Source organism: Arthrobacter sp. fls2-241-R2A-172 (assembly GCF_030208885.1).
Classification (GTDB): Bacteria; Actinomycetota; Actinomycetes; order Actinomycetales; family Micrococcaceae; genus Arthrobacter.
In genome coordinates this window covers 406,461-429,581 of sequence record NZ_JARVTB010000003.1, presented here as the reverse complement: position 1 = coordinate 429,581, position 23,121 = coordinate 406,461, and the positions used below count along the sequence as shown (strand labels likewise).

At 63.8% G+C, this 23,121-nt stretch carries 21 protein-coding genes; 14 read left to right on the top strand and 7 right to left on the bottom strand.

Translation table 11 applies throughout. The annotated features are described in order from the left end of the window. Positions 1-133 precede the first annotated feature (133 nt). Entirely contained in the window at positions 134-652 is a 519-nt protein-coding gene (locus QRM57_RS07525) for a metallopeptidase family protein (protein ID WP_284986127.1), read from the top strand. A 27-nt stretch (positions 653-679) separates the two neighbouring features. Here the strand turns inward: QRM57_RS07525 and QRM57_RS07520 are convergent, their stop codons facing one another. The 3 genes from QRM57_RS07520 to QRM57_RS07510 are packed head-to-tail and all read right to left on the bottom strand — an operon-like array spanning position 680 to position 6,283. Beyond that, the gene (locus QRM57_RS07520) at positions 680-2,371 is read right to left on the bottom strand and encodes a DUF5719 family protein (RefSeq protein WP_257368657.1); all 1,692 of its coding nucleotides are present in this window, start codon (positions 2,369-2,371) and stop codon (positions 680-682) included. Next, on the bottom strand, positions 2,364-5,726 hold the full coding sequence (locus tag QRM57_RS07515) for a glycosyltransferase (RefSeq protein WP_284986126.1): 3,363 nt from the start codon (positions 5,724-5,726) through the stop codon (positions 2,364-2,366). The genes QRM57_RS07520 and QRM57_RS07515 overlap by 8 nt, the downstream gene beginning before the upstream one ends. A gap of 11 nt (positions 5,727-5,737) precedes the next feature. After that, positions 5,738-6,283 (bottom strand): WhiB family transcriptional regulator, encoded by a 546-nt coding sequence (locus QRM57_RS07510; RefSeq protein WP_211713163.1) that lies wholly within the window; start codon positions 6,281-6,283, stop codon positions 5,738-5,740. Positions 6,284-6,648: 365 nt separating this feature from the next. Between QRM57_RS07510 and QRM57_RS07505 the strand changes: the two genes are divergently transcribed. Beyond that, entirely contained in the window at positions 6,649-7,344 is a 696-nt protein-coding gene (locus QRM57_RS07505) for a TIGR03089 family protein (RefSeq protein WP_284986125.1), read from the top strand. 17 nt (positions 7,345-7,361) lie between these two features. On the opposite strand, the gene QRM57_RS07500 is transcribed toward QRM57_RS07505, so the two are convergent. After that, positions 7,362-7,919 carry a GtrA family protein gene (locus tag QRM57_RS07500; protein ID WP_257368663.1) on the bottom strand — a complete coding sequence of 186 codons (558 nt, stop codon included), beginning with the start codon at positions 7,917-7,919 and terminating at the stop codon, positions 7,362-7,364. Positions 7,920-8,098: 179 nt separating this feature from the next. Here QRM57_RS07500 and QRM57_RS07495 point away from each other — a divergent pair, with 179 nt between their 5' ends. The 5 genes from QRM57_RS07495 to QRM57_RS07475 are packed head-to-tail and all read left to right on the top strand — an operon-like array spanning position 8,099 to position 13,723. Next, a complete protein-coding gene (locus QRM57_RS07495) occupies positions 8,099-9,286 on the top strand; it encodes a 5-(carboxyamino)imidazole ribonucleotide synthase (protein ID WP_284986124.1) in 1,188 nt (395 codons plus the stop codon). Continuing rightward, positions 9,283-9,846, top strand: coding sequence for a 5-(carboxyamino)imidazole ribonucleotide mutase (gene purE / locus QRM57_RS07490; protein ID WP_257368666.1), 564 nt, complete (start codon positions 9,283-9,285; stop codon positions 9,844-9,846). Before QRM57_RS07495 ends, purE begins: the two co-directional genes overlap by 4 nt. Before the next feature lie 11 nt (positions 9,847-9,857). Then, complete coding sequence (locus QRM57_RS07485; protein WP_284986123.1) at positions 9,858-11,480, top strand: LCP family protein; 1,623 nt, start codon at positions 9,858-9,860, stop codon at positions 11,478-11,480. Positions 11,481-11,533: 53 nt separating this feature from the next. Continuing rightward, on the top strand, positions 11,534-12,784 hold the full coding sequence (gene manA, locus QRM57_RS07480; protein WP_284986122.1) for a mannose-6-phosphate isomerase, class I: 1,251 nt from the start codon (positions 11,534-11,536) through the stop codon (positions 12,782-12,784). Between the two features lie 3 nt (positions 12,785-12,787). Further along, on the top strand, positions 12,788-13,723 hold the full coding sequence (locus QRM57_RS07475) for a lipid II:glycine glycyltransferase FemX (RefSeq protein ID WP_284986121.1): 936 nt from the start codon (positions 12,788-12,790) through the stop codon (positions 13,721-13,723). Positions 13,724-13,873: 150 nt separating this feature from the next. On the opposite strand, the gene glpX is transcribed toward QRM57_RS07475, so the two are convergent. Then, positions 13,874-14,896 (bottom strand): class II fructose-bisphosphatase, encoded by a 1,023-nt coding sequence (glpX, locus tag QRM57_RS07470; protein ID WP_235519334.1) that lies wholly within the window; start codon positions 14,894-14,896, stop codon positions 13,874-13,876. A 200-nt stretch (positions 14,897-15,096) separates the two neighbouring features. On the opposite strand from glpX, the gene QRM57_RS07465 reads away from it, so the two are divergent. From QRM57_RS07465 to QRM57_RS07445, 5 genes are all read left to right on the top strand, one after another. Continuing rightward, positions 15,097-15,774, top strand: coding sequence for a DUF4245 domain-containing protein (locus tag QRM57_RS07465; RefSeq protein WP_284986120.1), 678 nt, complete (start codon positions 15,097-15,099; stop codon positions 15,772-15,774). 62 nt (positions 15,775-15,836) lie between these two features. Then, a complete protein-coding gene (locus tag QRM57_RS07460) occupies positions 15,837-16,451 on the top strand; it encodes a carbonic anhydrase (RefSeq protein ID WP_235519330.1) in 615 nt (204 codons plus the stop codon). 87 nt (positions 16,452-16,538) lie between these two features. Continuing rightward, positions 16,539-17,966, top strand: a complete 1,428-nt coding sequence (locus QRM57_RS07455) for a class II fumarate hydratase (protein ID WP_211713145.1) — start codon at positions 16,539-16,541, stop codon at positions 17,964-17,966. Positions 17,967-18,118: 152 nt separating this feature from the next. Then, positions 18,119-18,805 carry a TetR/AcrR family transcriptional regulator gene (locus tag QRM57_RS07450; protein ID WP_284986119.1) on the top strand — a complete coding sequence of 229 codons (687 nt, stop codon included), beginning with the start codon at positions 18,119-18,121 and terminating at the stop codon, positions 18,803-18,805. Beyond that, complete coding sequence (locus tag QRM57_RS07445; RefSeq protein ID WP_284986118.1) at positions 18,802-20,478, top strand: MDR family MFS transporter; 1,677 nt, start codon at positions 18,802-18,804, stop codon at positions 20,476-20,478. The genes QRM57_RS07450 and QRM57_RS07445 overlap by 4 nt, the downstream gene beginning before the upstream one ends. Here the strand turns inward: QRM57_RS07445 and QRM57_RS07440 are convergent. Continuing rightward, on the bottom strand, positions 20,472-20,957 hold the full coding sequence (locus tag QRM57_RS07440; RefSeq protein ID WP_284986117.1) for an NUDIX hydrolase: 486 nt from the start codon (positions 20,955-20,957) through the stop codon (positions 20,472-20,474). The genes QRM57_RS07445 and QRM57_RS07440 overlap by 7 nt on opposite strands. 76 nt (positions 20,958-21,033) lie before the next feature. Continuing rightward, the gene (locus tag QRM57_RS07435) at positions 21,034-21,579 is read right to left on the bottom strand and encodes a prepilin peptidase (protein ID WP_284986116.1); all 546 of its coding nucleotides are present in this window, start codon (positions 21,577-21,579) and stop codon (positions 21,034-21,036) included. A gap of 62 nt (positions 21,580-21,641) precedes the next feature. On the opposite strand from QRM57_RS07435, the gene QRM57_RS07430 reads away from it, so the two are divergent. Together QRM57_RS07430 and QRM57_RS07425 are read left to right on the top strand one after the other, a co-directional pair. Further along, a complete protein-coding gene (locus QRM57_RS07430; RefSeq protein WP_284986115.1) occupies positions 21,642-22,403 on the top strand; it encodes a hypothetical protein in 762 nt (253 codons plus the stop codon). 49 nt (positions 22,404-22,452) lie between these two features. Beyond that, positions 22,453-23,097, top strand: coding sequence for a GNAT family N-acetyltransferase (locus tag QRM57_RS07425; protein WP_284986114.1), 645 nt, complete (start codon positions 22,453-22,455; stop codon positions 23,095-23,097). Positions 23,098-23,121: the final 24 nt, after the last annotated feature.

Sequence of the window (23,121 nt, the reverse complement as noted above, 5' to 3'; positions counted from 1 at the left end):
AGATTAGCGCCTCGTGCCACCCAAAGTGCGCATTGGCCGTCCGTGGCTTGCCTACTCCGTTTACCGGGAACAGCTGCGGCGCGCTGGTGGCGGTGATGTCGCGCTGGCGGTCGCCCGGTACTAAAGTCGATATATGCAGTCACAGCCACATATCCCCGGTTTCACCATCCGGTGGACTGACGCGGATGGCGACCAGGCCGGGGAACACGCAGGCACGGGCGTGCGGAGCTTTCGGCGCCGCAGGCGCAACCGCCACGGACGGGGGCTGCGCGGTGAACTGATGCTTGCCAATCTGCCCGGTTTCCGTACCCGCTCAGAGCGCTTTGACGACATGGTGCTGGACTCCGCGGAGCGCCTGCAGGACATGTGGGGCAAGCAGTTGGACGGAGTGCTCTTCGCAGTCGATGAAATCCCACCGGACCTGGAGCAGTTGCTCGCTACGGGTGGCACCGCTCCCATGGGCTCCTACACTCCCGGGGGCCGCGGCGAAGCGCCCATGATCACCATTTACCGCAGGGTGGTGGTTCAAGGCGCCAGCACGCGTGAAGAGCTCCAGGACCTGGTCCACGACGTCGTGGTGGAGTACACAGCCGAAATGCTCGGTGTGCCACCGGAAACGCTCGACCCGGTCTACCGTCGCCGCTATCAATAACGACGACGGCAGGCTCGGGAGCGCTGCCTAGTAACCCACCGAAACGGGAACCTTTTCAAGTCCCGCCGCTGCGTCCTGGATCGCCACCACAGACACGTCCGAACGTCCCTGCTTTCCCAGGACAAGGGCGCCGTAGACGGGATCACCGGAAGCCGAGACAACGTATCCGGCCACTATGGCGTCGCCGGATTTTGCCGGGAGCTCGATCATGGACGTTGTTCCGCCGCTCATATCCACGTCCACGGCCTTGCCGATTTTTCCGTCGGCCGTCACGGGAGCGTAGCTCACTGTGGCACGGCCGTCGGGCACGCCAAAGCTGAGGAACCGTTGGCCATCGCGAGGAACAGCAACCAAGTGCTGGCTGCCCAGGCGGGCTGACGCCGGCGACCATGCGAAGTCAGTCGCGTCCTCCGGCTTGGCACCCCGCGTGATCCTGGTCGACGCCACGAACGAGACGTCGGAGGTGGCTTTGACGGTGTAACTTCCGGCAGGAACGCCGTCAAGGTTCAGCGTGGCCACGGAACCACCCTTCACCGTCACTACTCCCCCGTTGGGTACCTTGCGTTCACCATTCGCTCCGTAAAGGCTGACCTGCACCACGGCGTCCGTGGATCCCGGAACAGCTATCTGGAGTGCAGGTACGGCATCAGCAAACCCCGACTTGCCAGCCAGCGCTTTCGCAGCGGCAGGATCCTGGATGTCGACGCCGGACATGACCTGCAGGTTGGACGGGCCAGCTCCTGGCGAGAGGTACTCAACTCCGCCCGGGGCGAGCCCGCGCAGCACGCTCTGCTGGATGGTCCCAGCCACAGGACCTCCGGTGCTGCGTACATGGACGGCCAGCTGCGCTTCATTCGGGGCAAGGCCGGCGAGGTTGACCGAGCGGGTCGTTCCGGGGGCTACCAGGAGCCCCCGCGCTCCGGGCGCCTGGATTTGTCCCTGGTGGCCAAAGAGCTCCAGGTTCACGGTGGCGGGAGTTTCGGAGGCATTGCTCAGGTTCAGGACGGCGGTGCGGCCGACAGCGGTGTTCGCACCCAGCAGCCAGGCATCATTTCCTGGCTGCTGGCATTGGGCAGACGCCAGGCCACGCAGGTCCCCGTCCGTGGCCGAATAGCTGAGGTTCGCAGCCAAGGATGCTTGTTCGTTCCCCAGCGCATCTGCGCCCACCACTGATTCTCCTGTGACGGGGCTGATGGACGCCACGCCGGCGGACAACACCGGCGGACCGGATGTGGGCGTGGGGCTGCTGGTGGGCGCCTTGGCGATCTCCGCCACTGTGCCGCCGCCCAGCGAGGTTATCTTGCTTCCGGGAACGGTACCTGCCGGGTTGCTCAGCACCACGGCATTGAGCGCGCTGGTGGCTGTGGTGGATACCGGGCTGAAGTCGGCATCCGTGCCGACTACCGTTCCGTTGACCAACCGGGCCGGTTCAGGACAGACACCCAGGGCACGTCCCGCCGGGACATCTGCCTGTCGGAAAGCCAGGGTGGTGCCACCGGACGGCTCGGGCATCATCGACGCGGCAGCAACCGCGCCGCCGCCAGCGGCCAGGATGACCACGGCGGAGAGCGCCCCCGTGACGACGCCCTTCCTGGAGCTTCGGGCGCCCTTGCCGGTGCTTCGGGAACTGCCGGCGTCGCCGTCCTTATCGGCGCGGGACTTCCTGGGCACCGGGACATCAGTGGCTTCGTCAGGCACTTTCTTCCGGTCGTCAGACACTGCTGTACTCCTTACGGAGGGAAACTTCGTCCCTCGACATGCCGGTTCGGGTGCGGCGCGCAGGCATTGGAACGGCCAGCAGGAGCGTCAAACCGATCACCACTGCCTGCAGTATGCCGAACCATACAGCCCACGGATTCGTATAACGCACTTCGAGGTTTCCGCCCGTGGCAGGAAGTTCAAAAGCCTGCGCCCAGCCGGACGTCGTGGAGGTCAACTGGCGGCCATCCAGCGATGCGGACCAGCCTGGATCGGCACGTTCAGCCAGCACCACTTTGCGGCCCTCGTCCCCTGGCGCCACGTCGGCGTCAACGGAGACTTCTTCGGAGGGCAAGGAACTGGCTACTGCCCCCTTGGCGTCGATAATCCTTACGCGGTGTGTCGTGTCCGCAGCAGTAGCCGCCGGCTGGTTCCGCGGCGTTACGCGCCACAACCATCCGGCGTCGGTCTGCCCCACAGCAACAAGGCCGGGAACGGCGTCGATCCTGCTGGCAGTCAGCTGGGCGGCATTGTCGGCCGCCTTGAGGACGACGAAACCCGCGCCAAGCTGTTCCAGGTCCGGCCGCGGATCCACACCGGTGCTCGCCACAATCGTGGCTACTGCCCTGCGGAGGGACGTGGTTGCGGCGTCGTCAGCCGTGATCTCCTCACGTCCCGGAGCACCAATGATTGTCCGTGCGGAAGCAATGGTGGACAGGCTGTCCAAGGTGGTTCCCGATCCACGCATCAGGGATGACGTGAAGGCACCCTCCTCACCACTGGTGATAACCAGCGTCCGCGTCCGTTCCGGACCAATCCCGCGGTCGACGGCGGTGGCCGGCAGCGTGCCGGTGTCCACTGGCCGGACCAGGCGAGCGGAGCCAAGGGCCGACGTCGGATGTGTAGCCGTGTTAGGGACCGCCCCGCCTGCTATGGGTGCAGGCTGCAGGACGTTCTGGGAAACCCAGGCACCCAGGCCCGCCAAGGGGCCGGCGACGAGGAGCGTCATGACCACGGCTGAGGAAATCCGGCGCAGCGGAAGCTTCGCCCGCTGTGAATCAGGAGTCCGGCGGCGCGCTGTAAAGAGTTTGTCGGCACCGATGATCCCGGCACCGAGCAGCAACATCCCAGCAGCGGAGACAGCCGGGCCGGTGAAAGGGCCCACCATCACGTTGCCGTTGACGCCAGTGGCGACGTGACCGACCAGCCAGCTGGCCGCCAAGGTAGCCAAGGCCGCCAGCCAGAAGACCCTGGCCATTGCGCTGCGTTTACCGGGAAGGAACAGGGCGGTCACGGCCAGGACCAGGATGGGCGCGCTGATGAGCAAAGCCAGGATCAGCGCCCACGGTACAGAACCCGGACCAAAGAAGGCCAAACCGTTCAGGCCGCCGTCGATACTGAACGCCAGCGGTTGCCCCAGGAACTGCTGCCACAGCGGTGCCGCTTCAAAAGTGAGGGGCAGGCCCGGGTCAGCGAGCAACGAACGTGGCCTGTCCAGTACGGAAATTCCGTACGGCAGGAACAAGGCAATAGTGGGCAGGAGCGACCACCACAGCGTCTTGCCCCGCTGTCCAAGAACCACGGCGGAGAGGATCACTGCGACGGCGATCGGGCCAAGCAGCGACGGCGCGGCCGAGGTGACCACTGCCATCGCAAGGCCAGCCGCAGCGCCGGCCGTCCAGGACGGCGTTCCGTTGATACCGGGCTTACCCAGGATCGGAGCAGGCTTCCGAGTGAGTGCGGAGTTACCAGAGGCCGGTCCTTGACCGATAGCGGATCCGGAGGCGCGCAAGAGCGCCAGGAGCAGCAGGGGCATCATCATGTGCGCCACCAAGGCACCAAGTCGTCCCTGGTTGATGGCGATCTGGAGCGCAGGCGCGGCGGACCAGGCAAGGGCGGCAACGGTGCGGAAACGCCGTTTCGTGGTCAGTGCGCCTGCGGCGAACCAAGCCCCAAGCCCTGAGAGCGGCATGGCCAGGATGAGCAGCCAAACCATGGCGGAATTTCCATCCCCACCGCCGAACAGCGACAACAGCCACAGCACGTATCCAAACGGATCACCATGGCCGGGCAGCCCTGCCCCCAAGGAGATCCACCAGGTGGACGCATTGGCCCAGATGTCTCCGGGGAGCGCAGAAAGGGGCAGGAGTCCCCCACCGGCCACCGCGCCGGAGCGCAGCAATCCCAGAAGGCCTACCAAGGCCGCGGCAAGGGCCAGGACCGCAGCAGCGACGGCACCCGTGCCCACCCAGCCGCGTTCATTGGTTGCCAGTGCCGCGAAGTCATCGGCGGCATCTCCACTCGGCTCCGGAGCCAGGAGGTCGGAGACGGCGGAGGACTCATCGCCGGGACGTATGGCCTCCAGCAGGGAGCGCCGGTTGGCCCTCACGTCTCGCGTGGAGGTTTGCAGGCCACGGATCACGGAGCGGTGTACACGCCGTGTCCTGGCCGCTACCCGGCGGCCCCTGGCGATTGCGCCGGGACGGAACAGGGCAGCCACCGTGGAGGTGAATTGGGAGAACCCGTAACCCGGCTCCTTGACCAGGATGCTGAGCAGCAACCGGACCACCGCACCGAACAAGGCACCGATTGCCTGGAAGGGCACGTTCCACCACGGGGTGTGCTTGAGCCGTAAGTGAATCTGCGCTTTCCTGGCCGCGGAGGAGGTACCCAAACCGTGCGGCCTGTGCTCCACATGGAACATGCGGGCGCTGGGGACCACCACCACACGATTTCCCGCGAGCCAGTTGCGCCAGCAGAAGTCGACGTCGTCGCCGCTGCCTGGAAGGGCGGGGTCGAAGCCCTGCAGCTGCTCCCAGATGTCACGTCGGATCAGCATGCCCGCAGAGTTCACGGCGAACGTGTCAGTCCGCGCGTCGTATTGTCCTTGGTCCACTTCATCGGCGTCGATCAACGTCAGGCGTTCGGCCCAGCGGCTGGTCGACAGACCCACATCAACAAGGTGCCGTTCGTTATCCCATCCGAGCTGCTTGCAGCCGGCTACCGTGACGGACGGAGCACGTTCGACGGCGTGGAGCAGTTCCGCCAGCGCGTCCGGCGCAGGTGCAGCGTCGTCGTGAAGGAGCCAGATCCATTGGACGGATCCCTGCGTGCCGCCTTCGGCTGCGTCCTGGGCGGGGGCAAGTTCGTTCAAGCCCGCCTGGACGGCCGCGCCGAAGCCGGACTTCGGTTGCGTGAAAGTGGTGACGTTGCCGGTTCCGAACGCTTCGCGAAGCAACGCCTGCGAGTTATCCGTGGAACCTGTATCAATGCCAATGGCGGCATCTGCCGAACGCGTCTGGTTCGACAATGCCGCCAAGGTCCTGGGGAGATAGTTTCCGCCGTCGTGGGCAACCACGACGGCGGTAACATGCACTTCCTTGAGAATTAGACCGCTCGCTTCCTTAGCCGACGACGTTCCCGCTCAGAGAGGCCGCCCCAAATACCGAACCGTTCGTCATTTGCCAGGGCGTACTCAAGGCACTGCGAGCGGACATTGCACGCCCCGCAGACCTTCTTGGCATCCCTCGTCGATCCGCCCTTCTCGGGGAAGAACGCTTCAGGGTCGGTTTGCGCACAGAGCGCATCTGTCTGCCAGCCGAGCTCACCTTCGTCATCGAAGTCACCCTGGCTGGGGAGGCCGATCCACACGGGTTGCCCCGGGGTCTCCAGCGGACGACGCAACTCCATGGGAGGGTCGTCAACGTCATCGTCCGGCCCAGCAGGCAGGTCCCCGATCAGTGCTTCATGTGCGGCCAGGAGGGCAGTTGCCTGGTCCTCCAGGGATTGCTGCACATTCTGGTTGTAGCGGTCTGCCGCTTCCGGATCCGCGGGATCGACGTACCAGTCTCCCGGTACTTCCCGTGAACGGTATTTCACCGACGCATGTTCTGCGACGACTGCATCTTCCTGGATACGCAACGCTTGCCCCATGGCGTCCCTCCTGAGTTTGCAGCTGCTGCTTGGATGTATTTCCGATTCCCGGTGGCGTTCCGGTCCTCTGTGCAGCGGCGTTGATTACTAATTACACGCGTGTAACTACCGACAGTCAAGCCGCGCCGGGATAATAATCAAGAATCTGTAGAAACGTGGGATGCGCCACGCCCAAGATTTTCTCCGCGCCGCGGCGTTTCGCGGCGAAAAACTGGGAGTGTCGGATCGATTTACGTGAACGTTCATTGAATTCCTGCGGAAATTTGACCACCGAAGGAGGGCTGTCCTTCAGCCCGGCCGCGTGTGGTGTGCTTCAATTCACAACGCCCCGCGTCCACATAATTGCAGCGTGGCAAGATGGGCCTATGACTATCCCGGCAGCGAACCTGATGACCGCCCTGAGGTCCGGCCACGCAACCTCACCCCGACTCACTTGGTACGGACCGGACTCCGAGCGCGTGGAACTTTCGGGCCGCGTTTTGGATAACTGGGTGGCCAAGACCAGCAACCTCCTGCAGGACGAGCTGGACGCCGAACCGGGCATGGCCGTCCGGCTGGACCTCCCAGCCCACTGGAAGTCGTTCGTGTGGGCCTTGGCTGCTTGGCAGCTCGGGCTGGAAGTCGTGTTTGACGATTCGTCAGCTGACCTTCTTGTTACGGACAAGCCCGACGACGGCGCCGGGGCCGGCTTCGACGCGGTCGTGGCGGTCCCGCTTGCGGCACTCGCCATGCGGTGGCCCGGCGAGTTGGCCGCCGGCGTCGTGGACTACGCCGCGGAAGTCCGCTCCCACGGTGACGTCTTCATGGCACATAACGAACCCGACGGTGATCTGCCTGCGGTCCGCAGCACAACGGCACACGCGCACGCCGAACTGATCGACGGATTTGCTGCCACCCAGGAGCCGGGGGTCCGCCTCCTGGTACGCGCCGCCGACGGTTTGGAAGAAGGCTTGTCCGCGTCGTTGGGTGCATGGAAGCAGGACGGATCAGTGGTCCTGGTTCACCCGGCAGTGGACGTCACCGAACACCTGCTGGAAAACGAACGCGTCACACAACGCTGAAACGCGAGGACTAGCGGTCAGGCTTTTTTGATGGGAAGTTCGCCGGTCGCAGGGCTGGCGGTCTCGCCGTTCCTCTGCTTGGGGTGTCCTTCGATGATCTCGTGATCGTGCGAGAACTCCGGCTCGGCATCCAGTTCCTCGTTGAAGACCCAGAAGCGGTAGGCGAAGAAGCGGAAGATGGTGCCAAGGATGAGGCCCACGACGCTGCCGGCGATGAACAACGACGGCTTGTCGTTCAGGTCCAGGATGTACTTGGCGAACCACACGCATCCTGAAGCGATCAAAAGCCCAACGATGTTCATGACGGCGAACAACACGGCTTCGCGGACAACATTGGCCTGCTTGCGGTGGCGGAAAGTCCAGAAGCGGTTGGCTACCCAGGAGAACACGCTTGCAACAATGGTCGCGAGAGCCTTGGCCCACACCTCACTGCCGTGCATAGGGCCCGAAAAGAGCCAGATGAAGACGGCCGAGTCAATGACGAAGGCAACACCGCCGACGGCGCCGAACTTGGCTACCTCGCGCCAGAAAAGCGAGGCAAGTCCGCGGATGCGATCTGCAAGTGTGGTTATCATGACCCTCCATGGCCGTTGAAGATGGGCCGATGGGCCAAATTTATTTTAGCGCCGATTTGGCGGCGGTGCCCGGGAACAGCCTGTGAGAACACCCATAGAAGACCGTGCGCGCCACCAAAAGGCAGGCAATAGAGCGCCAGAATCAGTGATCCCGCTGCCTGTTCGGTAGGCTGAACATTGTGACTTTTCCAGTAATTGGCGTTGTTGGCGGCGGCCAACTCGCACGAATGATGGCTCCGCCCGCTACCGCACTGGGCTTCGAACTCCGCGTTTTGGCTGAAGCCGAGGACGTTTCCGCCGTTGCCGCGGTGGCCTCGGCCCCGGTCGGCGACTACAAGGATCTGGACACGCTCCTCGAGTTCTCCCGTGGCGTGGACGTGCTGACCTTTGACCACGAACACGTTCCTACCGGGCACCTCCAGGCGCTGTTGGATGCCGGCGTGAATGTCCAGCCCGGGCCGGATGCCCTGGTGAACGCCCAGGACAAGCTGGTCATGCGGGCCGCCATCGATCGGCTTGGACTGCCCAACCCCGAGTGGTCCGCCGTGCACACGGTTGACGAATTGGTGGCCTTCGGCGACCGCATCGGTTGGCCCGTGGTGCTGAAAACGCCGAGGGGCGGATACGACGGCAAGGGCGTCAGGATCATCGACTCCGCGGACGAAGCGCAGGAGACCGGCGACTGGTTCCAGGCCATGAGCCCGCTGCTGGCCGAAGCCAAGGTGGAGTTCAGCCGCGAACTCTCAGCCCTGGTGGCCCGCACCCCCAGCGGCGAGTCCCGGGCGTGGCCCGTGGTGCACACCATCCAGGTGGATGGCGTCTGCGATGAAGTGATCGCACCGGCCCAGAACATTTCCCTCGAGGTGGCTGCCGCCGCAGAGGAAGCTGCCCTCCGCATAGCCAACGAGCTCGGCGTCACCGGCGTCATGGCAGCCGAATTGTTTGAAACGCCCGGCGTCGGGGCAGGCTTCCTGATCAACGAACTGGCCATGCGCCCCCACAACACCGGGCACTGGACGCAGGATGGATCCATCACCAGCCAGTTCGAACAGCACCTCCGGGCTGTCCTGGATCTTCCCCTCGGCGCCACGGATGCCTTGGCCGCCGTCACGGTCATGAAGAACTTCCTGGGCGGCGACAACCAGGATCTCTTCAACGCCTTCCCCATGGCCCTCGCCTACGAGCCTGCCGCCAAGGTCCACTCGTATGGCAAGTCCGTCCGGCCCGGCCGGAAGATCGGGCATGTGAACCTGGTCGGCACGTCGACCTCCGACGTCGACTCCGTCCGCGAGCGTGCCACAGCCGTGGCAAACATCATCCGTGACGGCCGCAAGCCTGAACAGACCACTCTTGAGGAGACCGTATGACCTCCGGTACAACTGCCCCGCTGGTAGGGCTCGTCATGGGCTCCGACTCGGACTGGCCCGTCATGGAGGCCGCCGCGGACGCCCTTGCCGAATTCGGCATTCCCTTCGAGGCAGACGTCGTCTCGGCGCACCGAATGCCCACCGAAATGATCCGGTACGGGCAGACGGCCCACGAACGCGGCCTCCGGGTCATCATTGCCGGCGCTGGTGGCGCTGCACACCTGCCCGGCATGCTGGCATCGGTGACGCCGCTGCCTGTGATCGGTGTGCCCGTCCCCCTGAAAACCCTCGACGGCATGGACTCCCTGCTGTCCATCGTGCAGATGCCTGCGGGCGTTCCCGTAGCCACGGTATCGATCGCTGGAGCCCGCAACGCCGGACTCCTTGCGGTGCGAATGCTGGCATCGGGCACGGACGACCTCGCCTCGAAGCTCCGCGCGGACCTGCTGGCCTTCGCCCAGGAGCTGAACGACGTTGCCACCAAGAAGGGCGAAAACCTGCGCCACAAAGTGGAAGAGGTTTTCTCGCCTGCCAACGCTTCCGCACGGAGCATCCGCTAGGAAGGCAGCGGATGACTACCATGCACAAGACACCGAATCAGCCGGGTAACGCACTGACTGATCCTGTCCGCTACCCCGCCGGAGCCAGCGCTCCGGTGCGGACCAAACGCGCCTTCGTGCTGGTACTCCTGACTCTCTTCATCCCCGGCAGCGCGCAGATCGTTGCCGGCGACCGCAAGCTGGGCCGCATGGCGTTGCGCGTCACCCTGACTGTGTGGGCCGTGGCGCTGCTGACCCTCGTCATCGCCCTAGTAAACCGGACCCTGCTGCTCAGCATCGTCACGCACCCTGTTGGTTCCCTGCTGGTCATTGTGGTGTTGGTGGCCTTGGCGCTGGGTTGGGCCTATCTGTTCCTCAACACGTTGAGGATCATCAGGCCCAACCTCCTGGCGCCGGGGATGCGGCCCATCATCGCCGTCGTGCTGGTCGTATCCACGGTGGTGGCCAGTGGCTCGCTGGGATACATCGCGTACGTCCTGAACGTGAGCCGCAATGCGATCGGCAGCATCTTCGACGCCGGTCCCGCCATCGATCCCGTGGACGGGCGCTACAACTTCCTGATGATGGGCGGGGACGCCGGCGATGACCGGACGGGCCGTCGACCGGACAGCCTCTCCGTCATCAGTGTCGACGCGAAGACGGGCGAAAGCGCCATCATCTCGGTCCCCCGAAACCTCCAGAATGCGCAGTTCAGCGAGGGCTCGCCCATGCGCAAGATCTACCCCGACGGCTACAACTGCGGCGATGAATGCCTCATCAACGCCGTCAACACCGAGGTCACCAACAACTACCAGAACCTGTACCCGGGCGTATCCGACCCAGGTGCACAAGCCACCCTTGAGGCCGTTTCCGGAACCTTGGGGATCACGGTGCAGGCCTACGTCCTGGTGGACATGGACGGCTTCGCAAAACTCATCGACGCCATGGGCGGAATCCGCATCAAGGCCGGGGGCTGGGTACCTATCAGCGGCCCTGTCACTGACGAAGCCCACGGTATCCACGGCATGCCCGACGGCTGGATCCCGGCCGGTGACCAGCACCTGGACGGCTTCCATGCCCTGTGGTACGGACGGTCCCGCGAATTCGTGGACGACTACGCCCGGATCGCACGCCAACAGTGCGTGCAGCAAGCCATGCTCAAGCAACTGGATCCTGCAACCCTGCTGACCAAGTTCGAGGACATCGCCAACGCCGGCACCAAAGTGGTTGACTCGAACATTTCCTCAAACCAGCTCGGCAGCTTTGTCGATCTTGCCCTGAAGTCCAAGAACCAGCCCGTCAAACGGCTGACCATCGGACCTCCGGACTTCGATGCGTCGTTCTCCACCGTTCCCGACTTTGACCTGATCCACTCCAAGGTCCAGGAACTCCTGAAGTCCTCCAACAGCCCCAAAGCGGATGACGCCGTCGTCTCCCCCACCGGCACGCCTGCCGGTGCCGCCGCCGCGGGCCCGGTACCGGCGCGCCTCCCGGCAAGCCAACTCCCGTCGCCGTCGGCGGATTTCACCCCGGTGACCACCACTCCGGACGGCACGCCCATCACCATTGAGTTGTTGAACGGCCTCAAGGCCCAGGGCGATGAGCAAGGTATCCGCGACCTCGTGGCCACCAACGGGCAATGCGCACCGCTCTAAGCCCGGCTGTCGTTCAACCACCACGTCCAGCGCAACGATAAGGACCTTCTTCCGTGTACCAGATTGAGAATGTTTTGCGGCCCTACGTCTGGGGGTCTACGACGGCGATCGCAGACTTGTTGGGTCGGCCGGCCTCGGGCGGGCCGGAAGCGGAACTATGGATTGGGGCGCACCCGGATTCTCCCTCAACGGCGATACACCCCAACGGTGTGACCGAGCCGCTGGATGCTTTGATTGCCTCCAATCCCCGGCATTTCCTCGGGAATGAAAGCCTCGAAGCGTTCGGGCCGCGGCTTCCGTTCCTGACCAAAATCCTGGCCGCCGAGCAACCGCTGTCCCTCCAGGTGCACCCCAGCCTTGAGCAAGCGCGTGAGGGCTATGCGCGTGAGAACGCGGCCGGGCTGCCTGCCGATTCCGCTGAACGGAACTACCGGGACGACAACCACAAGCCGGAGCTGATCTTTGCGTTGACTCCGTTCCAGGCGTTGTGCGGGTTCAGGTCGGCTGCCTCCGCACGACAGGTTTTCGAGCACCTTGCGGCGTGCATGGCCTCCGCCGCCATGGATGTCCCGGACATCATCACCGGTGTCATCGCCGACCTGGGGCAGTCCGAGGAACCGGCAGCACTGAAGGCAGCCTTTACCCGCTTGATCGAGGGTGGCCGGAAGGTCTCGGAGGCCGTTGTCGAGGTCGAAGCTGTCCTCCGCTCGGGAGCGCCCAAGGAACCCCATGAGGACGTGCTGGGTGCGCTCCTGGACATCAACGAAGCCTTCCCAGGGGATCCTGGAGTGCTCATTTCGCTCCTCCTGAACCTCGTTTCACTGGAGCCCGGCGAGGTGGTCTACCTGCCCGCCGGCAACGTCCACGCCTACCTCCATGGACTGGGTGTGGAAGTGATGGCGTCCTCGGACAACGTGTTGCGTGGCGGGCTGACACCCAAGCACGTCGATGTCCCGGAACTGCTGAAGACCGTCCGCTTCGAGGCACTGGGGGTTCCCCGTGTCGAGGCGAGCGGCACCGAATTCGGGCAGGAACTCTATCGCCCGCCGTTCACGGAGTTCCAGCTGCAGCGCATTGAACTTGCTCCCGGGGCAGAACCGGTGCCGCTGGCGCAGACCGGGCCCGCCGTCGTCGTGGTGGTCTCTGGTGAGGTACTGCTGGATTCCCCCAAGAGCGATCTGCAGCTCCAGCGCGGTGGCGCGGCCTTCATTCCGGACATTGAGGCGCCCGTGAACGTGCACCCGATCCAGGGTGCCACGGAAACCAGTGTTGCCTTCGCCGTTACCACAGGGCTGGGGAACTGATCCATGGAGTTTTTCCTGCAAACCCCAGCGTGGGCCGACGTCCAGCGTGCCTTGGGCCGTCGCGTCCATGAACAGTCGGGCCGGGGCTGGAGCTTCCTCGCCATCGAGGAGAAGAACCCCGCGGGCAAGGTCATGTACTCCCCGTACGGTCCGGTCGCTGAGTCGGTGGAAGCTTTCGATGCCGCAACGGAAGCCCTGGTGGCCCTGGCCAAGAGCGAACGTGCGGTCTTCGTGCGCATGGAGCCTGCTGCCGCCGGTTTCACAGCGTCCGACGCCGGTCCCCTCCTCCGCGCACGCGGCTTGCGGCCCGCTCCGGTCAACCAGCAGCCCGAGCTGAGTTGGATTGTGGACCTCGAGGGTGACTTCAAGGATGTCCTGGCCGGGATGAAGCCGACCAACCGGAACCTGTACCGGAACATCCACAAGAAGGGCGTCACCTTCCGGGCGTCCCAGGATCCCGCCGACATTTCGGTGCTGTTGCACTTCCTCCACCTGACGGCAGCCCGCAACGGCTTCAAGCCCCAAAGCGATGAGTACCTCACCCAGGTGGCAGCTTCTTTGCTCCCCGCCGGCGCCGGTACGCTGTTTATCGCGGAGTTGGAGGGCGAGCCGATCGCTGCTGCTTTCGCGTACGATTCGTCGGACACCCGCGTGTACGCACACGCTGCCTTGGACGACACCCACCGCAAACTCAGCGCAGGGATCCCGCTTCTGGTCACTTTGATGGCCGACGCCAAGGAAAAGGGCCTCAAGCACGTGGACCTGTGGGGCGTGGCACCCGAGGACCAGCCGGACCACAAATGGGCCGGCTTCACGTCCTTCAAGAAATCCTTCGGAGGCCGCGAAGTCTCCTACCCCGGAACCTGGGACCTCCCAGTGAACAAACTCCGCTACAGCGCCTACCAGCTGGCCAGGAAGCTCCGCGACAAACTCCGCTGAGCATCTCTTTCCCACAAAAACGCGCGCCAGCCGTAACCTGCGCCTGACACAAAGAAGGACGGCGAGTATCGCGACAGCGGCATCAAATCGACGAGGTACGAGGAGATAACCGCCGAGCAATGCTCGCCGTCCTTCTGTTAGGTGAGGGGATTACGCCTTGCGCGCGTACGTCTCCCACTTGGATGCGTGGTGCTCGGCGTCAACGAAGCGCACGGTCCCGGACTTGGAGCGCATCACGATGGACTGCGTCAGGACGCGGTCCTTCTGGTAACGCACACCGTGGAGGAGGTCACCGTCGGTGATGCCGGTCGCTGCGAAGTAGCAGTTGTCCGAGGTGACGAGGTCATTGGTGGACAGGACGCGGTCGAGGTCGTGTCCGGCGTCGATGGCCTTCTGCTTCTCGTCGTCCGACGTCGGCCACAGGCGGCCCTGGATGACGCCGCCGAGTGACTTGATGGCACATGCGGCAACGATGCCTTCCGGAGTTCCGCCGATACCCATGAGGGCATCTACGCCGGTCCCGGAACGGGCTGCGGCGATGGCACCGGCGACATCGCCGTCCATGATGAACTTGGTGCGCGCGCCCGCTTCGCGGATTTCCTCCACGAGCGGACGGTGCCGGTCACGGTCCAGGATCATGACGTTGAGCTGGTTGACCTTCACGCCCTTGGCCTTGGCGATCAGGTGCAGGTTCTGCTTGACCGGCAGGCGGAGGTCAACCATGTCGGCAGCTTCAGGGCCGGTGACGAGCTTCTCCATGTAGAACACGGCGGAGGGGTCGAACATGGATCCGCGCTCGGCAACTGCCAGTACTGCCAGGGCGTTGTTGATGCCCAGGGCGGTGAGGCGGGTTCCGTCGATGGGGTCCACGGCGACGTCGCACTCGGGGCCGGTGCCGTCACCAACCTGTTCGCCGTTGAACAGCATGGGGGCTTCATCTTTTTCGCCTTCACCAATCACCACGACGCCATTGAAGTGGACGGTGTGAAGGAACGAACGCATGGCATCGACGGCCGCGCCGTCTGCCTTGTTCTTGTCGCCGAAACCTACCCAGTGGCCACCGGCAATTGCCGCGGCTTCGGTGACACGGACGAGTTCAAGCGCAAGGTTGCGGTCGGGTTCGTCGATGCCGACGGCGAGCGACGGCGAAATCGTGGAATACTGCTGGGTCATTGGTGCAGGAGACACTTGAACCTCTTCTTCGAGTGACGATTCACGGGACCGGACATGGTTGCACGGGGCAACCCGGGGTTCCTCTACCAACGATCATAGTCGCCGCATCCACTTGGGGTCGTTGAATGACTACCGACCGCAATAACGGTGGTGAGGTGGCCGGATGTGTGTTCCCTGCTCCGATAAGGGATCATTGAGTGGTGAGTGAAACGCAGGACAAGCCCGCAGCGGACAACCCCTCCGATGCTGCAGAGGCCAACCAAACCCAGGACCAGGCTGCCCCGGATGCACCGTACAAACCCGTCATCGCGGCGAAAGCTGCCAAGCGGGCCAACGCTTCGGTCATCGGTATGGTCATTGCGCTGCTGGTCTGCGTCCTGGCATTCCTTCCGATCGTCCTGATGAACCCGGCACCGAAAGGCGAAGGCTTCAGGCCGCCTGTGGACGTGGCTTCCATCGCAAGGAACGCCACGGATGTGGCGGGATTCACACCGGTTACCCCGGATACCGGCGACACATTCACTCCCAACTACGCCAGATGGGAGTCCGGAACGGGCAGCGGAGTACCCACTTGGGAAGTGGGCTACCTGACTCCCAAGGAGGCTTTCATCGGCCTCACCCAGACCAAACAGGCCAACCCCACCTGGATTTTGCAGCAGACGGGCAACCTGCCGGTCACCGGTACACGCAACGCAGGCGGCCAGGACTGGGAACTGCGGGACTCCGGGAAGGACAAGCGCAGCATGGTGCTGGAATACCGCGGCACCACGCTGATCCTGAGCGGCACAGCCAGCCTTGACGAGTTCGCAACGCTCGCCGCCGCCGTCGTTAAGTCCGCCGACCAGGCCCCGGCTCCCACCGCGTCAGCCAAGCCGTAGGATCAGCGCCCAACTGCGCAACAGTTTCACAGGGCGCCGCACCTGCATCGTAAGGTAATAAGGTGCCTACTAAACTGACTCCAGCCCTGGCTTGGCAACGCCTTCGCGAGGGCAATGAACGCTTTGTATCGGGCGAATCGCGCCATCCCAACCAGGATGCCTCGCGTCGCTCCTCACTCCTTGAGGGCCAGAATCCTTTTGCTGTCATTTTTGGCTGCGCGGATTCCCGGCTTGCGGCCGAAATCATTTTCGACCTCGGCCTTGGCGATGCCTTCGTGGTTCGCACGGCCGGGCAGGTGATTGATGATGCCGTCCTGGGCTCCCTCGAGTACAGCATCAGCGAACTCAAGGTTCCCCTGATCGCCATCCTGGGCCACGACAGCTGCGGAGCTGTCACGGCCACCAAGAGCGCGGTGGAAACCGGCGAGATGCCTCCGGGCTTCATCCGGGACCTCGTGGAGCGCATCACCCCCTCGGTGCTCACGGCCAAGCGCAACGGCCAGGAAGACGTCAACGACATGGTGGTGGAACACGTCAAGCAGACTGCCGAGCGACTGGCGGACAGCTCGCGTGTGATTTCGGACGCCATTGAAGATGGTCGAGTTGCCGTCATTGGCCTTTCGTACAAGCTCGACGAGGGCCAGGCGGCCCTTGTTTCCGCCATCGGCGAGCTGTAGTTAGACGTGCCCCGGCCATGCGGCCGGGGCACGTAGCACTGCCCCCCGGGTTTTCAGTGAGGCGGCCAATCGCCATAAGCTAGCCCCATGACTTCCACCACTGAGTTCCGTATTGAACATGACACGATGGGCGAAGTTCGCGTCCCCGTGAACGCCCTGTACCGCGCCCAGACGCAGCGTGCTGTGGAGAACTTCCCGATCTCCGGCAAGACGCTTGAGCGCACCCACATCGAAGCCCTTGCCCGCGTCAAGAAGGCGGCTGCACTGGCAAACGCCGAACTGGGGGTGCTCGATGGTGAGCTCGCCGAGGCCATCGCCGCAGCTGCCGATGAGGTTGCATCCGGCAAGTACGACGGCGACTTCCCGATCGACGTCTTCCAGACCGGTTCGGGTACTTCCTCCAACATGAACACCAACGAGGTCATCGCCGAGCTCGCTTCGCGTGCACTGGCAGCAGCCGGGAGTGACAAAGTTGTCCACCCGAACGACCACGTGAACGCTTCGCAGTCCTCCAACGACGTCTTCCCGACCTCGGTCCACGTTGCCGCCACCTCGGCCCTGATCAATGACCTGATCCCGGCGCTGGAGTACCTGGCAGCATCCCTGGACCGCAAGGCCGTTGAGTTCAAGGACGTCGTCAAGTCCGGCCGCACCCACCTCATGGATGCAACACCGGTCATGCTGGGCCAGGAATTCGGTGGCTACGCCGCGCAGGTCCGCTACGGCATTGAGCGCATCAACGCCGCACTCCCCCGCGTCGCCGAGGTTCCCCTGGGCGGCACCGCCGTGGGCACCGGCATCAACACCCCGGCCGGCTTCCCGGAGCGCGTCATCGAACTCCTCGCAGCCGACACCGGCCTTCCGCTGACCGAGGCACGCGACCACTTCGAAGCCCAGGCAAACCGCGATGGCCTGATCGAGGGCTCCAGCCAGCTGCGCAACATCGCGATCTCCTTCATGAAGATCAACAACGACCTCCGCTGGATGGGCTCGGGCCCCAACACGGGTCTCGGCGAAATCGCCATCCCGGACCTCCAGCCGGGCTCATCCATCATGCCGGGCAAGGTCAACCCGGTCATCTGCGAAGCTTCCATCATGGTGTGCGCCCAGGTCATCGGCAACGACACCGCCATCGCCTGGTCCGGCACCAACGGCGCTTTCGAACTGAACGTCGGTATCCCCGTCATGGCCGCCAACCTGCTCGAGTCCATCCGCCTGCTGGCCAACACCAGCCGCGTCATGGCCGACAAAATGATCGACGGCATTACCGCCAACGTGGAGCGCGCCCGCTTCCTGGCCGAGGCTTCACCGTCCATCGTGACGCCGCTGAACAAGTACATCGGCTACGAGAACGCCGCCAAGATCGCCAAGATCGCCGTCAAGGAAGGCCTGACAATCCGCCAGGCCACCGAGAAGCTCGGCTTCGTCGGCGAGGGTGAAGGCAAGGTCTCCGAGGCTGATCTCGACAAGGCCCTGGACGTCACCACCATGACCTCCCCCGCCCACAAGGCATAGCCTTCCGGTTCATCCCTGAAGTACGACGACGGCCGGTACCCTTCCGCACGAAGGGTGCCGGCCGTCGTCGTCCCCGGAAGTTTGACCACGTGTGGGAGATGACACAGGAAAATATTTTGCACTCTTGATACAAGAGTGCAAAACTTTACTTTGTGAGCAATAGTGCAAATATCGACGGCGGCCTCCGCGAGCGCAAGCGGGCTGCCACGCGAACGGCGATCACCGCCGTCGCACGTTCCTTGACCGCTGAGCATGGCCTCAACGGTTTCACGGTCGAAGAGGTCTGCGAAGCGGCCGGGATTTCGCGCCGGACGTTCTTCAACTACTTCCATTCCAAGGAAGACGCTGTGATCGGTTCGTTTTCCGACGAGCTGCCGACAGATGCCCTGGACGCGTTCAACCAGAATCCGTCCCGAACGCCGGACAGCATTTCGGAAACGCTCCTCGCTGCGTTGCATGTCCTCACCGTGACCCTGATGGAGCGTTCATCCATCAGCCGCACCGAGGTTCAACAGTTCATCGCAGCCATCACGGCCGAGCCCCAGCTCCTGGCCCGGCTCACCCTTGAAGGGGAAGCCCGCGAGCGCCAATTCGCCGGGCTCGTTGCCGCCCGTGAAGGGCTGGAACCCGATCATCCCGAAGTCATGACGGCCACCGTGTTGTTCGGGGCTGTCTCGAAGAAGACAGCCCAGCAGTTCTTTTCGGAGGACAACACCCGCCCGTACCGCGCGATCCTCGAACAGAACCTCAACGCCGCACGCAAACTCTTTGCCCAGCCGCTGGCCACGTGCCACCAGCTGGGACCCAACCCCCTTGAAACCTCAAAGGACCCCGCATGAGCACCTTATCCAAAGCGGCAGAGCCACTGCTGCTGACCCAGAAACGCATTTGGATCATCTTCTCCGCACTCATCGCCGGCATGCTTTTGTCCAGCCTGGACCAGACCATCGTCTCCACGGCCATGCCCACCATCGTGGGCAAGCTGGGCGGCGTGGAACACCAGGCCTGGATCACCACCGCCTACCTGCTGGCAACAACCATCGTGATGCCCATTTATGGCAAGTTCGGTGACATCCTTGGGCGCCGAAACCTGTTCCTGGTTGCGATCGCCCTGTTCACCCTGGCTTCCGTGGGCTGCGCGTTCGCCACGGATTTCTGGGGCTTCGTGATCTTCCGCGCCATTCAGGGATTGGGCGGCGGCGGTTTGATGATCCTGTCGCAGGCCATCATCGCTGACATTGTTCCTGCCAAAGAACGCGGAAAGTACATGGGACCCCTGGGCGCGATCTTCGGCCTCTCCGCCGTTGCGGGCCCCCTCCTGGGCGGCTTCTTCGTGGACCACCTCACCTGGGAATGGGCCTTCTACATCAACATCCCCATTGGCATCGCCGCCTTCATCACCGCCTGGTTTACCCTGACGCTGCCCAACAAGAAGGCCGAAAAGAAGATCGACATCCTCGGTGTCGTATTCCTTTCCGCCGCCACCACCTGCCTGATCTTCTTCACGGACTTTGGCGGCAAGAAGGATGAAGGCTGGGATTCCCCGCTCACCTGGGCTTTCGGGGCGGGCATGGTCCTGGCAGCAGTGGCTTTCGTGATGACTGAACGCCGCGCGGAGGACCCGATCATTCCGCTCAGTCTCTTCAAGAACCCCATCTTCATCAATGCGACGGCCATCGGATTCACCTTGGGCCTGGGCATGTTCGCAGCAATCGCCTTCGTGCCCACCTTCCTGCAGATGTCCTCCGGGACGTCCGCTGCCGAGTCCGGCCTGCTGATGCTGCCCATGATGGTGGGCCTGATGGGCACTTCCATCTACTCCGGTATCCGCATTTCCAAGACCGGCAAGTACAAGATGTTCCCCATCCTGGGTGCGTCGTTGACCATTGCGGCCATGTTGTGGCTGACCACGTTGACCGCTGCCACGCCTATCTGGGTGATCTGCGTCCAGCTCTTCATCTTCGGTGCAGGTCTGGGCCTCATCATGCAGGTCATCGTGCTGGTGGTGCAGAACTCCGTTCCGGCTGACCAAATCGGTACCGCGACCAGCACCAACAACTACTTCCGTGAAGTGGGTGCCTCGCTGGGTGTTGCAGTGTTCGGTTCGATCTTCACCAACCGCCTGGCAGAGTCCCTCACGGACGCCTTCAAGGGCGCAGGCGCGTCAACTGAACAAGCGTCCCAGTCCACCAGCACCCTGGATCCGCAGGCTCTGGCGCAACTGCCTGAGCAACTGCGGGATGCGATCGTCAACGCTTATGCGAACTCCCTGGCTCCCGTGTTCTGGTACCTCGTGCCCTTCATCGCCATCGCACTGCTCCTGGCCATCACACTGAAGCAGATTCCCCTCTCAGACACCGCGGGAATGGTGGCCCGTGGAGAGGCCGTGGGTGGCGCCGAGGCTGAGAGGCTTGAAGCGGAGCGCTTGGAGACTGCGCAGCTCGAAGCCAGCCTGGCGGCTTCCACAGAGCTCGACGACGATCGTCCCACCGCGGACGCTGGGCGTCAGTAGCCCTCATCCTCCGGCTGGTATGCCACGGGGCCTTCGGGCTCCGTGGCAAGCCTGATGGCTTCAAGGTTCCCTGCGCTCATTTCGGGGAGTTCTTCCAGGCCGAACCAGCCGACGGCAAGGGATTCGTCGTCGTTGACCCGCGCTTCTCCTGACACGTATCTGCAGCGGAACGTGATGTCCAAAAAGTCGCAGACATCGCCATTCGGGAACGTTATTGGCCCCACGACTCCTACACCGATGATTCGCTCGGTCCGTGCCACGACCGCCGTCTCCTCGAAGATCTCTCGCACCAAACCGGGTGCAGGGTGTTCCCCGGGCTCCAGCATGCCGGTGATGAGCGCCCAGTGGCCATTGTCGGCACGTTGGCCCAGCAGCACCTGTCCATCATCGTTGAAGACCACTCCGCGGACGGCGGGCAGCCAGAGGGCATCGTTGCCGATCTTTTCCCTTAGTTTGAGCACGAACTCGGGTGCACCCATTGTCCCGGCATCCTCCTCAGCAGGTCTCAGTCTTCTTTAGTCATCAAGGCCCGTTGTCTTTGCTGACAGGCTAGCCTTAGGCGGGCAACAGCACCATGGCGGCCGCGGCACCAGCCAGCATGAACGGTCCGAAGGGAATGGCCGAGCGCAGGTTTCCCTTCCGGCTCAACAGGATGGCCAGGCTCCACAGCCCACCCAGCAGGAATGCCGCAAACGTTCCGGCAAAGAGGTGCGCCCATCCCAGGTACCCCAGGTACAGGCCCAGTACCCCCGCGAGTTTGACGTCCCCGAATCCCATCCCGGGCGGGTGAATCAGCCGGAGCACAAAGTAGAACAGCCAGAGCCCAACTCCCCCGGTAAGTACGCCGAGGCCAGGAACTCCAAGGAGGTCGCCTGTGGGATGCGGGTCGATGCCGGCAATGGATGCTGCGAGGGCTGCCCCCAGCAGGAGCAACCCGGCCACTGCGTAGGACGGGAACACGATGCGGTTGGGCAGCAGGTGGCTCCGGACGTCAATCACCGTGAGCCGCACGGCCATCACCAGGAAGTACAGGCATGCCACGGCGACCAGCCAGAAGGCCAGCGGGCTGTCGTCCCAGAGGTCGGAGAGTCGTCGGATCACCTTCGTGATGCTATCCCGCTTTGGCTTCCCGGACCGCTTGGACCCCTAGGTAAACTGTGGATATGGGGCGATTCAGTGCAGGCGGACAGGCTTCTGACCTGTCCTCCACATTCCGGAATCTTTGCCGTTCTTCGCCGTGGAAGTGGACCACCCTCCGTTTCGAATACCTCGAGCGGCCAGGGACCGGGGCCACCATGGTCCGGGCCTGGCTTCGGCGTCCGGGTGCCCTCCGCCTTGAAACTCCTGACGGCCAACTGCTGCACAGCACCACAGGCATCAACGATTCCCGTGATGACTTCTACGTCAGCGCTACGCGCCGTTCGTGGTTGCTCCCGCCGCACCTTGTTACACCGGTCTATGACGACGCCGGTTTGGTCCGGCGCCGACCCGAGGCCGCCTACGGCGAGCCTGCGTTTGGCAATGGCCGGCTCGCCGCTGCACTCGACCCCGTGGAACTTGCCGGTAACGCTCCGGTCCCGATCGAATTTCCCGATACCAACAGGGTGTTCCTGGACGAGCCGCGGGAGGTGGACCATGAGGGCCGGCCGGCACTGGAAACGATCGTAACGCCCAGCCGGACCTACGTCCCCTCGGACCCCAAGGAGCCGCTGGTCCACCCTGGACGGACACTGCTAAGGGTCGACGTCGGTACCGGAGTTTGTGTTGCCAGCCAGAGCCTCGACGGGGAGACATCCGGCAAGGGCCACTGGCTCCGGATCCTGGGAGTCGATGAGTACATGCTGGACGATCTCTTCCTTGCGGAATCCATGAACCTCACCGACGTGAGGCGCCACATTCCCTGGGACATCGGCCCCGCCGCCTGATCCGAGCGCTTGACTCGCCCACGCATTGCCGACGGGCTAAGCTACGGCGATGACATCGCTGGCAAACATCTGGCCCCCGTTCGGACTCATCCTCACCACCCCGAGGCTCTCCCTGCGCGCCGTTATGGACGCGGATATCCCCTCCGCTGTGGCTGCCGCCCGCTCCGGTATCCACGAGGCCGGCAAGAGCCCGTTCAGCACCCCGTGGGCCGAACTGCCGAAGGACGAACTGGCACCCAATATGGCCCAGTGGTACTGGCGGTGCCGCGCCAACTTCACGCCGGATTCGTGGACCATGCTGCTCGCGGTCTGGCACGAGGAAGAGTTCCTCGGCGTCCAGGACCTTGGTGCCAAGGACTTCGCCACCCTGAGGACAGTCAGCACAGGCTCGTGGCTCAAGCAGTCCGCGCAGGGCCGCGGCTTCGGCAAGGAGATGCGTTCCGCCGTCGTGGGTTATGCCTTTGACTACCTGAACGCGGAGATCGCCGAGTCCGAGGCCGCCGTCTGGAACAAGCAGTCCTTGGGAGTCTCGACGAGCCTGGGCTACGAACCCAACGGCACCTTCCGCCATGCCTGGGGCGAGAAGGTCGAGGAAGTCCAAAAAGTCAGGCTCACTCCCACCACGTTCAAACGCCCGGACTGGACCCTCCAAGTCCAAGGCCACGAAGCACTGAAAACGTACCTGGGCCTCTAACGGCGCGACGGCGCGGCCCCAGGA